The sequence below is a fragment of the Nocardia sp. NPDC051929 genome (assembly GCF_044548645.1).
Lineage (GTDB): Bacteria > Actinomycetota > Actinomycetes > Mycobacteriales > Mycobacteriaceae > Nocardia > Nocardia sichangensis.
The window spans coordinates 266,366-282,278 of record NZ_JBIUCG010000012.1; the positions used below are offsets into that span (position 1 = coordinate 266,366).

At 71.4% G+C, this 15,913-nt stretch carries 1 protein-coding gene (only partly in view); it reads right to left on the reverse strand.

Annotated elements, in window-relative coordinates:
• Window positions 1-15,913: part of a non-ribosomal peptide synthase/polyketide synthase coding region (locus tag ACIHAX_RS18335; RefSeq protein ID WP_397278630.1), annotated on the reverse strand (this coding region is incomplete at its 5' end). Its footprint begins 15,181 nt before the window's first position; the window shows 15,913 of its 31,094 annotated nt.

Sequence of the window (15,913 nt, forward strand, 5' to 3'; positions counted from 1 at the left end):
GCCACGGACGGATCGGCGGCTATCGCCGTCAGCATCCGCACCAGCCGCGACGCGACGCCCGCGATGGTGTCGGAGTCGAACATGTCGGTGGCGTAGGCGAATTCGGCGGTCATGCCGTCGGCCGAGCCCGAGGCGTCGAACCGGTCGGCGAGGTTGAGGTGCAGATCGAACTTGGCGGTCACCACGTCCAGCGGCACCCCGGCCACTTCCAGGCCGGGCAGCTCGAAGGTGGCCTCACCGGTGTTCTGGAACGACAGCATCACCTGGAACAGCGGATGCCGCGCCTGCGAGCGCGCCGGGTTCAGGATCTCCACCAGCCGCTCGAACGGCAGGTCCGCGTGCGCGAACGCCGCGAGGTCGGTGTCCTTGGTGCGCGCGAGCAATTCGGTGAACGCGATCGCGGGATCGACCGCGCTGCGCAGCACCAGCGTGTTGACGAACATGCCGATGGCGTCGTCGAGCACGGCCTCACCACGGCCCGCGACCGCGGTGCCGATGGCGATGTCGTCGCTGCCGGACAACCGGGCCAGCAAGGCGGCGAACGCCGCGTGCACCACCATGAACAGGCTGGCGCCGTTCGCGCGGGCCAGCGCGTTCAGCTCGCGCAGCAGCCGCGCGTCGAGCGCGAACTCGTACACGCCGCCGCGGTTGGACGCCACCGCCGGACGCGAGCGGTCCGACGGCAGATCCAGCTGATCCGGCAGCCCGGCCAGGGAGTCGGACCAGAACGCGACCTGCTGGGCGATCAGCGAGGCGGGATCGCCCTCCGACCCCAGCGTCTCGCGCTGCCACAGCGCGTAATCGGCGTACTGCACCGGCAGCGGCGCCCACGCGGGCGCCTCGCCGCGCGAACGCGCCGAGTAGGCCACCATCACGTCGCGTGCCAGCGGGCGCACCGACCAGCCGTCGCCGGAGATGTGGTGCACCACGAACACCAGCACGTGGGTGTCGGGCTGCGAGCCGTCCATCGAGCCCGCGATGCGGAACAGCGCGGCGCGCACCGGCACCTCGGCGGTGACGTCGAAGCCGGTCAGCACCAGTTCGCTGATCCGCTCGGAGATCTCGGCCTCGGACACCTCGATCGGGGTGAGGTCGACCGCGCTGTGCCCGGCGGGCAGCACGACCTGCACGCCCTGGCCGTCGGCGGTCTCCGGGTAGACGGTGCGCAACACCTCGTGCCGGTCGACCACGTCGGCCACGGCCTGGCGCAGCGCCTCGGTGTCCAGGGTTCCGGTGAGCCGGACCGCGAGCGGGATGTTGTTCACCGCGGTCTGGTTGTCGAACCGGTTCAGGAACCACATGCGCTGCTGGGCCAGCGACAGTGGGATCTTCGACGGGCGCGGGCCCGCGGCGAGTTCCCGGCGGCGGCCGGTGCCCTGGTGCGCCTCCACCCGCACGGCCAACGCCGCCACGGTCGGCGCCTCGAACAGCGTGCGGACCGGGATCCTGGTGTCCAGCGCGGCGCCGAGTCGGGCCACCACCTGTGTGGCGATCAGCGAGTTGCCGCCCAGGTCGAAGAAGTCGTCGTCCAAGCCGACCGCGCGTTCCGCCTGTGCCAGGCCGAGCACCTCGGCGAAGACGTCGGCGACGATCTCCTCCACCGGCGTGGACGGCGCGCGGAACTCCCGCGCCTCGAAGACCGGCTCGGGCAGCGCGCGGCGATCCAGTTTGCCGTTCGGGTTCAACGGCATGGCGTCGAGCACCACGATGGCGGCGGGCACCATGTAGGACGGCAGCTGCGCGGACAGATGCGCGCGCAACGCCTCGACGTCCACCGTCGCGCCGTTCGCCGGCACCACATAACCCACCAGCTGGTCGCCGGTGCGCGCGTCCGAACGCACCAGCGCGACCGACTGCGCGACCGATTCGTGCGCCGTCAACGCGGTCTCGATCTCGCCGAGCTCGATGCGCAGACCACGCAGTTTCACCTGGAAGTCGGTGCGGCCCAGGTACTCGATGGCGCCGGTGTCGTCCCGGCGCACCAAGTCGCCGGTGCGGTACATCCGAGCGCCGGGCGCGCCGTACGGGTTGGCCACGAAGCGATCGGCGGTGAGGTCCGTGCGACCGAAGTAGCCGCGCGCCAACTGATCGCCCGCGAGGTACAGCTCACCCGCGACGTTCGACGGCACCGGGTGCAGACGCGAATCCAGCACGTACGCCTGCGCGTTCCACACCGGCAGGCCGATCGGCACCGCCCCGTCCACCTGCTCGGCGACAGGTGCGTGCGTGGCGTGCACGGTGAACTCGGTGGGTCCGTACAGGTTGTACAGCGCGGCGTCGCTGACGCGGCGGATGGCCACGACCGCGTCGGCTGTGAACGCCTCACCGGCGACGAACAGCGTGCGCAGCGAGGCGAGCGCGTCGGCGTCGGCCGGGTCGATCCAGGCCGCGAAGACGGTCAGCATCGACGGCACGAACGAGGTCATCGTGACCCGCTCGGCCGCGATCACCTCGACCAGGTACTGCGGGTCGCGGTGCCCGTCCGGGCTCGCCACCACGATCCGGCCGCCGGTGCTCAGCGGGCCGAACAGCTCCCACACCGACACGTCGAAGGTGGCGGGGGTCTTGAACAGCACCACGTCGTCGGCGTCGATGCCGTATTCGCCGGTGATCCAGCGGATCTGGTTGACGACCGCGGCGTGCGGCACGGCGACGCCCTTGGGGCGGCCGGTGGAGCCGGAGGTGAAGATCACGTACGCCGGGTGCTGCGGGCGCAGCGGCGCGATGCGCTCGGCGTCGGTGACCGGGTCGTCCGCGTAACCGGACAACTCCAGCTCGTCGATGCGCAGTGTCGCGCGGCCCGCGCCGTCGAACGCGTCGCGCGCGGTGGTCAGCACGCAGACCGGGTCGGCCGAGTCGAGCACGTAGTGCACGCGGTCGGCGGGCTGGTCGAGATCCAGCGGCACGTAGCCGCCACCCGCCGCCTGCACCGCGTAAGCGGCCACGACCAGGTCCACCGAGCGGCGCAGGCCCAGGGCGACCAGCGTCTCAGGACCCACACCCGCCTCGATGAGTCGACGCGCCAATCGCCGCACGCGCGCGGCGAATTCGGCGTAGGTGAGCTGCGTCCCGGTGGCCGGATCGATCACCGCGACCGCGTCCGGCGTCGCCGCGGCCTGCGCGGCGAACTCCTCGACCAGCGTGCTCGCCGGGCCGAGGTCGCGGGCGGTGTCGTTCCAGCCGCGCAGCGCCTGCTCGGTCTCCGGCTCGTCCAGCAGCGTGAGATCGCCGATGGGCCGGTCCGGCTCGGCCGCGACGGCCTTCAGCAACCGGCCGAAGCGCCGCCCGAACTCGGCCATGGTGGCCGGGTCGAACAGGTCGGTGGCGTAGATCAGCTCGGCCGCGATGCCCGCGGGGTTCGCGCCCGCGGAATTCTCGGCGTCGCGTTCGGACAGCACCAGTTGCAGGTCGAACTTGGCGACGTCGATCGGCAATTCGACACCGCTCACCGTCAGACCGGGCAGCTCCAGGCTGTTCTGGCCGGTGTTCTGGAACGACAGCATCACCTGGAACAACGGGTGCCGCGCCTGCGAGCGCGCCGGGTTCAGGATCTCCACCAGCCGCTCGAACGGCAGGTCCGCGTGCCCGAACGCGGCGATGTCGGTGGCGCGCACCGCACGCAGCAACTCGGTGAACGTCGCACCGGCCCTGACCGGGGTCCGCAACACGAGAGTGTTGACGAACATGCCGATCAGGTCATCGAGCGCGCGCTCGCCACGTCCGGCGACCGGAGTGCCGATCGCGATGTCGTCCTCGCCGGACAGCCGCGACAGCAGCACGGCCAGCGCGGTGTGCGCGACCATGAACAGCGTCGCGCCCCTGGTGCGGGCCAGTTCGGTCAGCTGAGCGTGGGTCTGCGCGTCGATCTCGAAGACGTGCGTGGCGCCGCGACCGGAGGCGACCGCGGGACGCGGCCGATCCGACGGCAGATCCAGCTGCTCGGGCAGCCCGCGCAGCGAGTCCGACCAGAACGAGATCTGCTCGGCGATCACCGAAGCCGGATCGTCCTCGGCGCCGAGCACCTGACGCTGCCACAGCGCGAAGTCGGCGTACTGGACCTCCAGCGGACGCCAGGCGGGCTCGCCGCCGTCGACGCGGGCGCCGTAGGCGGTCATCACGTCGCGGGTCAGCGGGCCCATGGAGAAACCGTCGGCCGAGATGTGGTGCACCACCAGGGCGAGCACGTGCTCGGTGGGGCTGATCTCGAACAGCCTGGCGCGGAAGGGCACCTCGGCGGTGACGTCGAAGGCCGTGCCGATCAGCTGCGAAAGCCGCTCGGGCAGTTCGGCTTCGGTGACGTCGACCGGCGTCAGGTCCGGGATGACCTTGGCCGTGGCCACGATCTGCTGCCGCGCGGCGCCGTCCACCTCGGGGTAGAAGGTGCGCAGCGACTCGTGGCGGGCCAGCACGTCGGCGACGGCGATCTGCAACGCCTGCCGGTCCAGCAGGCCCGACAGCCGCACCGCGGCCGGGATGTTGTCCACCGCCGAGTCGGGATCGAAGCGGTTGAGGAACCACATACGCTGCTGGGCCAGCGACAGCGGCACCAGCTCCGGCCGCTGCTGCGGCGCCAGCGGCGCACGACCGCCCACACCCGCCTTGGTCTCCGCGCGCGCCGCCAAAGCGACCACGGTGGAGGCCTCGAACAGCTCACGCACGCCGAGGTCGGTGTCCAGCGCCGCCGACAGCCGGGCGGCGACCTGGGTGGCCGACAGCGAGTTGCCGCCGAGGGCGAAGAAGTCGTCGTCCAGACCCACCCGCTCGAGGCCGAGCACGTCGGCGAAGGTGGCGGCGACGATTTCTTCGACCGGCGTGGTCGGCGCGCGGAACACCGCGGCCTCGAACACCGGCGCGGGCAGCGCCTTGCGGTCCAGCTTGCCCGAAGCGTTGAGCGGGAACTCCTCCAGCGCCATCACGATCGACGGCACCATGTACGCGGGCAGCTGCCGACCGAGGTCCTCGCGCACCAGGTCGGTGTCCAGCGCGGCGTCCGGCGCGGGGATGACGTACGCGACGAGCTGATCGCCCGCGTGCGCGTCGGAGCGCACCACGACGACGGCTTGCGCGACCTCGTCCAGGCCGGTCAGCGCCTGCTCGATCTCCCCGAGTTCGATACGCAGACCACGCAGTTTCACCTGGAAGTCGGTGCGGCCCAGGTACTCCAGCTCGCCGTGTTCGGTCCACGCCACCAGGTCGCCGGTACGGTACATCCGCGCGCCGGGCTCCCCATACGGGTTGGCGACGAACCGGTCACTCGTCAGATCCGGGCGCGCGACGTAACCCCGCGCCAGCTGAACACCCGCGAGGTACAGCTCACCCGCGACACCAACGGGGACCGGACGCAAGCGAGCGTCCAGCACGAACACCTGCGTGTTGAACACCGGAGCACCGATCGGCACCGTCTCGGCGTCGGCGTCGACGACCTCGTGGAAGGTGACGTCGACCGCCGCTTCGGTCGGGCCGTACAGGTTGTGCAGGGACGCGCCGGTCAGCTCGCGCAGGCGGTGCGCGGGCTTGGGCGGCAACGCCTCACCCGAAGCGAACACCAGACGCAGCGAATCGCACTGCGCGGCGGCGGCATCGGCGACGAATACCGCGAGCATCGAGGGCACGAAGTGGGTGACGGTCACCTTCTCGGCGCTGATGATCTCGGCGAGGTAGGCCGGGTCGCGATGACCGTCCGGCTTCGCCACGACCAGGCGGGCACCGATCTGCAACGGCCAGAAGAATTCCCACACCGACACATCGAAGGTCGCAGGCGTCTTCTGCAACACCACGTCAGCGCCGGTCAACTGGTACGCGGTCTGCATCCACACCAGGCGGTTGACGATCGCCGAATGCGAAACCGCCACACCCTTCGGACGACCCGTCGAACCCGACGTGAAGATCACGTAGGCGGTGTTCGACGGAAGCAGCGGCGCACGGCGATCCGCGTCGGTGACCGGGGCCTCGGACAGACCCTTCAGATCGAGCAGATCGATGCGCACCTGCGCGGTGTCGATGTCCAGATCGCTACCGGAGGTCAGCACACACACCGGGTCGGCCGTGCCGAGGATGTATTCCGTGCGCTCGGCCGGGTGATCCGGGTCCAGCGGAACATACGAACCACCGGCCACGGCGACGGCGTACATGCCGACCACCAAATCGATCGAGCGCCGCATACCCAGCGCCACAAACGATTCCGCGCCCACACCGCGCGCGATCAGCCAGCGCGCCAGCTGGTTCACCCGCCAAGAGAACTCGGCGTAGGACAGACTTGTCCCCTCGAACGTGACCGCCGTCGCGTCCGGAGTGCGTTCGACCTGGTCGTAGAACATCGACACCAACGTCGCGCCGGTGTCCACCGGATGCGCGGTGTCGTTCCACCCGGACACCACGAGCTCGCGCTCGGCGGCATCCAGCAGCTCGATGTCGCCGACCACCGCCTCGGGTTCGGCGGTGATCGCGGTGAGCACCCGGACCAAGCGGTCGGCGATGCGGCGCACCGTCTGCTCGTCGAACAGGTCGCGCAGGTAGCCCGCGCGCACCCGCAGCCGCGAATCCAGCTGCGCGATCAGGGTCAGCGGGTAGTGCGTGGCGTCGGCCGCGTCCAGGCCGACCACGGCCATGCCGTCGATGTCCGCCGCCTGCGCCTGCAAGCCCGCGGCGTCGACCGGGTAGGACTCGAACACCACCAGGGTGTCGAACAGCCCGCCGACGCCCGCGACGGCCTGGATGTCGGCCAGGCCCACGTAGTGGTGGTCGATCAGGTCGGCCTGCTCGCCCTGCGTGCGGACCAGCAGGTCGCGCACGGACTCCGACGGATCGAAACGCACCCGCACCGGCACGGTGTTGATGAACAGGCCGACCATCGCCTCCACGCCGGACAGCTGCGCGGGACGACCGGAGACGGTGGTGCCGAACAGCACGTCGTCGCGGCTGGTCATGCGGCCGACGAGAATGCCCCACGCCGTCTGCAACACGGTGTTCGGGGTGACGCCCAGCGAGCCGGCCAGCGCGGTCAGCCGCGCGGTGGTCGCCTCGTCAAGGTCGAAGAAGTACTCGCCGGACAGCGAGGTGATCTCGCGACCGGCGTCCGGCCGCGCCAGCAGGGTCGGCTCGCCGACGCCGCGCAGCGCGTGCGCCCACGCGGCCAGCGACGCCGCCTGATCCTGCTGCCGGGTCCAGTCCAGGAAGTGCCGGTAGGACCGCACCGCGGGCAGCGCGGAGACGTCCGCGTGCGCGGCGTAGAGCACCAGCAGATCCCGCATGAGCAGCGGCATGGACCAGCCGTCGAGCAGGATGTGGTGGTTGGACACCACGAACTGCCAGCGGTCGGCCGCGACCTGGATCAGCGTGAAGCGGATCAGCGGCGGCGCGGCCAGGTCGAACCGGCTCATGCGATCGGCCTCGATCAGGTCGTCGGCCGCACCGGATTCGATCCGGTCGTGCTCGGCCCACGCCACCCGGACGCTGTCCAGCACGATCTGCACCGGGTTGCCGTCGTGGTCGCTGACGAACGCCGTGCGCAGGTTCTCGTAGCGGTCCACCAGAGCCTGTGCGGCCGAGCGCAACCGGGCGGCGTCCACCCGGCCGGTGAGCGTCAGCACCGCCTGGGCGGTGTACACGTCCACCGAGGTCGCCGCGAGGCGGGCGTGGAACAGCAGACCGGCCTGCAACGCCGACAGCGGCCACACGTCGGCCAGCGCCGGGAAGCGCCGCTCCCAGACGTCGATATCGCGTTGCGTGCTGCGCACCAGCGCGAAGTCCGACGGTGTATGCCCGCCCGCGCCCGCCGAATTGGCGTGCCGCGCGACAGCTTCCAGCGCCGCGGTCCACAATTCGCCGAACTCGCGCACCTCGGCGGCCGACAGCAGGGTCGACGGGTAGCCGATGTTGGCGGTCAGCTTGTCGCCGACCACGATCGCGTTCACGTCCAGCGGCGCCATCGCGGGCATGTCCGCGTCGTAGGCCCCGCCCAGCGCGCCGAGTTCCGGCGCGGGGATCCAGCCGAAGCCGCGCAGCGACTCCGGCACGTCACCCTCGGAGACGCGGCCGAGGTAGTTGAAACTCACCTGGCCGGGCAGCTCACGCGGCAACTCGGCCGCGGTCTCGGTGTTCAGGTACCGCAGCAGGCCGTAGCCGATGCCCTTGTCGGGCACCGACAGCAACTGCTCCTTGACCGCCTTCACGGCCGCGCCCAGCGCGGGACCGCCGGTGAACGCGGCATCGACGTCGATGCCGGACAGGTCGAAGGCGACCGGGTAGATCGCGGTGAACCAGCCGACGGTGCGCGACAGATCCGCACCCGGCACCACGTCTTCCTCGCGGCCGTGACCCTCCAAGCGGATCAGCAGCGAATCCTCGCCGCGAGCGGCCACCCGCCGCGCCCGCCACTTGGCGGTGGCCAGCGCCAGCGCGGTCAGCAGGCCGTCGTTCACACCGCCGTGGAACAGCGCCGGAACCGTGGTGAGCAGGGCCTTGGTGACCTCGGCGGACACCTCGACCTGATGCTTCTCGATGACGCCCGAGGTGTCGAGAGCCGGATCCATCGCACGCTCGGTCAGCAGCGGATCGGCCGTACCGACCACCGAACGCCAGTAGTCCAGTTCGGCCACCCGCTCCGGGCTGACCGCTTCGCGCTCCAGCGCGTGCGCCCACGCCCGCATCGACGTGGCCGGGGCGACCAACTCGGGCGTCTGCCCGGCGGTGCGCTGCCCCCACGCGGCGACGAAGTCGGGCACCAGGATGCGCCAGGAGACGCCGTCCACCACCAAGTGGTGGGCGACGACGACCAGGCGTCCGGCGCGCTCGGCGGAATCCGGCTCGAGCCAGACGAACCGGATGACCACGCCCGCGGCCGGATCGAGCCGGTCCAGCGACTCGTCCAGTGCCGCCGCGGCGATCTCGACCAGTTCGGCGTCGGTGACGTTCGCGTCGAACTCGGTGCGATCGATCAGCGCGTCCACCGCGACCGTGCCCGGCGCGGCGGTCTCGACCACCCAGTCGTCGCCGTCGCGGCGCAGGCTCGCGCGCAGCATGTCGTGGCGATCGATGACCGCGCCGACCGTCGCGGCGATGCCCGCCCGGTCGATGCCGATCGGCAGTTCCAGCGCCAGCGTCTGGTTGAACCGGCCGAACGAGCCGCGCCGCTCGGCCATGAACCGCACCACCGGCGTCAACGGCATAGCGCCGATGCCGCCGCCGGGCGGCTCGGCCAGCGTCGTCGCCGACGCCTCGGCCGCCTCGGTGGTCTCCGCGACCGAGGCCAGCCCGGCCACGGTGCGCTGCTCGAACACGTGCCGCGGCGTGAACACCACGCCGCGCGCCTTGGCCCGCGACACCAACTGGATGGAGACGATGCTGTCGCCGCCGAGCGCGAAGAAGGAGTCGTCCACGCCGACCCGCTCCACGCCCAGCACCTCGGCGAACACTTCCGCGATGGTCTGCTCGACCGGCGTGCGCGCCGCACGGAACACGACCTCGGTCGCGAACACGGGCTCCGGCAGCGCCTTACGGTCCAGCTTGCCCACCGGGGTGAGCGGCACATGGTCGATCACCATGATCGACGAGGGCACCATGTAGGCGGGCAGGCGCTCCTCGACGTGCGCGGTCAGCGCCGCGACGTCGATCGAATGACCTTGCGCGGCAACGACGTACGACACCAGCGACACGGCGCCCGCGGCGCTCTTGTGGCCCACGGTGACGGCGAAGTCGACGGTCTCGTGCGAGGCGAGCGCGGCGTCGATCTCGCCGAGTTCGATGCGGAAACCGCGCACCTTCACCTGGAAGTCGGAGCGGCCTACGTATTCGACAACTAGGGATTCGACTCCTCCAGCGGGCGCGGAGCCCGCGGAGTGCCCGACCCGGGTCCAGCGCACCACGTCGCCGGTGCGGTACATCCGCGCGCCGGGCACGTACGGGTTGGCGACGAACCGTTCCGCCGACAGGCCGGGGCGGGCGTGGTAGCCGCGCGCCAGCTGGACGCCCGACAGATACAGCTCACCCGCGACACCCACCGGAACGGGCCTGAGCTGGGCGTCCAGGATCAGCGACTGCATGCCGCGGGTCGGGCCACCGATGGTGACCCGGTCGCCGGGCGCGAGCGCGTCGCTGATGTTGGTCATGATCGTGGTCTCGGTCGGGCCGTAACCGTTGTGGAAGCGGCGGCCCGAACCGTCCGGCGCGCCACCCCACTTGGTGACCAGATCGGCCGGCACGGCCTCGCCGCCCGCCACGATCACCCGCATGCCTGCCAGCGCGGCCGAATCCAGCGACGCGAGCACCGACGGGGTGATGAAGGCGTGCGTGACCCGCTCGGCGCGGATCAGCTCGGACAGTTCCTCGCCGCCGTACACGCCGGGCGGGCAGACCACCAGGGCGCCGCCGCGGCCGATCGCGAGCAGGAACTCCAGGATCGAGGCGTCGAAGCTGGGCGAGGCGAAATGCAGTGCGCGCGTGTCGGAGTCGACGTCGTAGCGGGCGTTCTGCTCGTCGCGGAAGTTCGCGAGACCGGCGTGGGTGACCACGACGCCCTTGGGCACGCCGGTGGAACCGGAGGTGTAGATGACGTAGGCGGGGTGCTCCGGCCGCACCGGGCGCACCCGATCGCCGTCGGTCACCGGGGCGCTGTCGAACCCGTCGAGATCCAGTTCGTCGAGTACCAGCCACTCGACCGATTCCGGCAGTTCGGCGCGCACCGACGCCACGGTCAGGCCGATCGGGGAACCGGAGTCGGTGACCATGTGCGCGATGCGGTCGGCCGGATAGGCCGGGTCGATCGGCACGAACGCGGCACCGGACTTCGACACCGCCCACTCGGCGAAGTACGACTCGTCCGAGCGCGGCACGGCGACCGCCACCAGATCCTCGGTGCCGATACCGCGCTCGATCAGCAAGCGGGCCAAGCGGTTGGACCGCGCGTCCAGCTCGCCATAGGACACACTTCTCCCCTGGAACACCACGGCGGGCGCCTCGGGATCGATGGCGGCGGCCTCGGCGATCAGGTCCGGCAGCGTCCGCGCGGGCGTGGCGGGCGCGCCGGTGCGCGCGACCAGGTCGGCGCGCTCGGCGGCGTCGAGCACGTCGATCGCGCCGACGGCGACCGACGGATCGGCCGCCACCGCGGCGAGCACACGCTCCCAGCGATCCACGATGGCCGCGGCGGTCGACTCGTCGAACAGCTCGGTGGCGTAGGTGAGCGCCAAAGCCATGGCGCCGGAACCGTTTTCGCCGCGCTCGGCGAGGGTGAACTGCAGGTCGAAGCGCGCGACGTTCTCTTCCAGGTCCAGCGCCGACACCGAAAGCCCCGGCAGTTCCAGGGTGGTGCGCTCCAAGTTCTGGAACGCCAGCATCACCTGGAACAGCGGGTTGCGGGCCTGCGAGCGCTCCGGCGCGAGCAGTTCCACCAGCCGCTCGAACGGCACGTCGGCGTTGCCGTAGGCGTCCAGGTCGGTGCGGCGCACCCGGCCGAGCAGGTCGGCGAACGACTCGCCCGGCTCGATTCCAGTGCGCAGCACCAGCGTGTTGACGAACATGCCGACCAGGTCGTCGAGCGCGGCCTCGCCGCGGCCCGCGACCGGGGTGCCGACCGCGACATCGTCGCTGCCCGACAGCCGCGCCAGCAGCACCGCCAGCGCGCCGTGCATCACCATGAACAGCGACGCGCCGCGCTGCCGCGCGATCTCCTCGAGCGCGGCGACCAGTTCACCGGACAGCTCGCGGTGCAACGTCGCGCCGCGGTGCGAGGCGACGGCCGGACGCGGGCGGTCGGTGGGCAGGGCCAGTTCGTCGGGGATGTCGTCGAGCGCGTGCCGCCAGTAGGCGACCTGCTTAGCCAGCAGGGAGTCGGAATCGTCCTCGGACCCGAGGATCTCGCGCTGCCACACCGCGAAGTCGGCGTACTGCACCGCCAGCGGCGCCCAGCCGGGAGCGCTGCCGGTGCTGCGCGCGGTGTAGGCGGCCATCACGTCGCGGGTCAACGGTCCCATCGAGAAACCGTCGGCCGCGATGTGGTGCACCACCACGACGAGTACGTGCTCGTCCGGCCCGGCCGCGTACAGCCGGGTGCGCAGCGGAACCTGTTCGGCCACGTCGAATCCGGTGGTGACGAACTCGGTCACCGTCTCGATCAACCGCGCCGGGTCCACCGCCACGGGACGCAGATCCAGGGCGATGTCCTCGGCGGGCACGATCACCTGGACCGGGGTGCCGCCGTGCTCGGGGTAACGGGTGCGCAGCGATTCGTGCCTGCGCACCACATCGGCCACCGCCAGCCGCAGCGCTTCGACGTCCAGCGCGCCGGTGAGCCTGATGGCGATCGGCAGGTTGTAGGCCGCCGAGGAGGTGTCGTACTTGTTCAGGAACCACATGCGCTGCTGCGCGAACGACAGCGGCACCAGTTCGCCCGCCGCGCGCTCGCGGGCGACGAGCCGGGCGCGGGCCGCGCCGTCGGCGTGCGATTCCACCCGAGCGGCGAGCGCTTCCACCGTCGAGGCCTCGAACAGGGTGCGCACCGCGACCGTCGTCCCCAGCGCCGCGCCGATGCGGGCGACCACCCTGGTCGCGATCAGCGAGTTGCCGCCGAGGTCGAAGAAGTCGTCGTCCACGCCGACCCGCTCCAGGCCGAGCACGTCGGCGAACACCGCCGCCACGGTCTCCTGCACCGGCGTGACCGGCGCGCGGAACGCGCGCGAGGTCGCCGTCGGGGCGGGCAGCGCGCGACGGTCCAGCTTCCCGTTGACGGTCAGCGGGATCCATTCCAGCCGCACCACGGCCGAGGGCACCATGTAGGCGGGCAGTTGCGCGGCCGCGCCGTCGCGCACCGCGTCCAGCACGGGCTCGGCATCCGGCTCGGACACCACGTAGGCGACGATCCGCTGATCGCCGGGCTGGTCCTCACGCACGATGACCGCGGCTTGGGCGATGCCCGGCTGGGCGAGGATCGCGGACTCGATCTCGCCGAGTTCGATGCGGAAGCCGCGCACCTTCACCTGGTCGTCGGCGCGGCCCAGGTACTCGAGTTCACCGAAGCGGTTCCAGCGGGCGAGGTCGCCGGAGCGATACAGCCGCCCACCCGACGTGCCGCCCATCGGGTCGGCGACGAAACGGGTCGCCGACAGATCCGGGCGTCCGAGGTAGCCACGCGCCAATTGCGGGCCCGCCACGTACATCTCGCCCGCGACGCCGACCGGCACCGGGCGCAGCCTGCTGTCGAGGACGTACACCCGCAGACCGGCGATGGCGCGGCCGACCACGCTGCCGGAGGCGGCGGCGATGGTCGCGGCGTCCAGCGCGCGATAGGACACGTGCACCGTGGTCTCGGTGATGCCGTACATGTTGACCAGCAGCGGCGCGGTGCCAGCCGTCGCGCCGGTGCCGTCGCCGTGGCGCGCCACCCAATCCGACAGCCTGCGCAGCTCCAGCGCCTCACCGCCGAACACCACATACCGCAGCGCCAGAGCGGCGGCGTCGGGCGCGGCGTTCCGGTCGGCCTCGGCCAGCTGGTAGAACGCCGACGGGGTCTGGTTGAGCACCGTGACCCGCTCGGCGCGCAGCAGTTCCAGGAACTGCTCCGGCGAGCGCGAGGTGTAGTAGTCGACCACCACGAGGGTGCCGCCGAACAGCAGCGGACCCCACAGCTCCCACACCGAGAAGTCGAAGGCGTAGCTGTGGAACAGCGTCCACACGTCGTCGGGTCCGAAACCGAAGTCGCGGTCGGTGTTCGCGAACAGCCGCACCACGTTGCGGTGCGCGACCGCGACGCCCTTCGGGCGGCCGGTCGAGCCGGAGGTGTAGATCACGTACGCGACATTGTCCGGCGTGAGCGCGGAGTTGCGGTCGGCGTTGGTGATCGGGGCGTCGTCGGCGTCCTCGACGTTGCCGGTCTCCACCGCGAATCCGTCCAGCACGACCGACGGCAGCCCGGCGGGCACCTCGACCTGCACCGTGGAGTCGAGCACCACGCTGGTCGGCCGGGAGTCGGCGAGTACGTAGGCGATGCGCTCGGCCGGGTAGGTCGGGTCCACCGGCACGTAACCCGCGCCGGTCTTCACCACCGCCAGCAGCGCCACCACCAAATCCAGCGACCGCGGCAGGATCACCGCGACCAGCGTCTCCGGCCCCGCGCCGTCGCTGATCAGCCTGCGCGCCAGCACATTCGCGCGCCGGTCCAGCTCGGCGTAGGTCAGCGTCTCCACGCCGAAGCGGGCCGCGACGCGATGCGGATGCGCGGCCACAGCCGCGTCGAACAGCCCGACCAGAGTGATGTTCGGATCGGCGAAAAGCCCTGCGACGCTTTCGGAACCCGACGACACCCAGCGCTGCGAGACGTCCAGCCGCTCGCCCTCGCCGAGCAGATCGATATCGCCGATCGCCGCCCGAGGATCCTCGGCGACCCCGCGCAGGATGCGCACGAAACGATCCGCGAACGCGGCCACCGTCTCGGGATCGAACAATTCGGTGGCGTAGTTCCACGACAGCGTCAACCCGCCGTCGGCGGCCTCGCCCACGGTGAGCTGCACGTCGAATTTCGCGGTGCCCGGATCGAACTCGACCGCGGCGACCTCGACGCCACCGGGCAGCGCGACCGCACCGAGAGCGGCCGCCGAGGCCGCCTCGAAGGTCAGCGCGACCTGGAACAGCGGGTGGTGCGCCTGCGAGCGCGCCGGGCTGAGCACGTCCACCAGCCGCTCGAACGGCACGTCGGCGTTGGCGAAGGCGGCCAGGTCGGTGCGGCGCACCTGCTCGAGCAGCTCGTCGAAGCCTGCGCCCGGCTCGACCTGGCTGCGCAGCACGAGCGTGTTGACGAACATGCCGACCACGTCGTCGAGCGCGCGTTCACCGCGGCCCGCGATCGGCGTGCCGATCGCGACGTCGGTGCTGCCCGACAACCGGCCCGCCCACACCGCCAGCGCGGCGTGCACCACCATGAACAGCGTCACGCCGCGGGCGCGCGCCAGCTCGGCCAGCGCCTCGTGCACCTGCGCGTCGACCGAGAAGTTGTACGTGCCACCGGCATTGGAGGCGATCTCCGGCCGGGGCCGGTCGGCGGGCAGCTCGATCTGGTCGGGCAGGTCACGCAACTGCTCGGTCCAGTAGGCGATCTGCCTGGCCGCGACGGACTCGGCGTCGTCCTCGGCGCCGAGCACCTCGCGCTGCCACAGCGCGTAGTCGGCGTACTGCACCTCGAGCGGAGCCCAGGACGGCACCTCGCCGCGAGCGCGCTCGGTGTAGGCGAGCACCACATCGCGCAGCAACGGCCGCAGCGAGAAACCGTCCGCGCTGATGTGATGCAGCACCAGCACCGCGACGTGCTCGGTCGCCGACAGCGACAACAGGCTCGCCCGGAACGGGATCTCGGCGGTCACGTCGAAGCCGACGCTCGCCAGCTCCACGATCCGCGCGGGCAGCGCGTCCGCGGCGACGGGCTCGGCGACCACATCGAAGGCGACCTCACCGACCGGCAGCACGCGCTGGTAACCGGTGCCCTCCACCTCGGGGTAGATCGTGCGCAGCGCCTCGTGGCGCGCGAGCACGTCACCGATCGCCGCACCCAGCGCGTCGACGTCCAGCGCACCGCTCAGCCGCAGCGCCACCGGAATGTTGTTCACCGCGGTGCGGTTGTCGAACCGGTTGAGGAACCACATCCGCTGCTGAGCCAACGACAGCGGCACCAGCTCGGGCCGCTCCCGCGCCACCAGCGGCGTCCGGCCACCCGCTCCGGCGGCCGATTCCACCTTCGCGGCCAGTGCGACCACGGTCGACGCCTCGAACAGCGTGCGCACCGGCACCTGCGTGTTCAGCGCCTCACCCAGCCGCGCCGCCACCTGCGTGGCGACCAGCGAGTTACCGCCCAGCTCGAAGAAGTCGTCGTCCAGGCCGACCCGCTCCACGCCGAGCACCTCGGCGAAGGTCTCGGCCACGATCTCCTGCA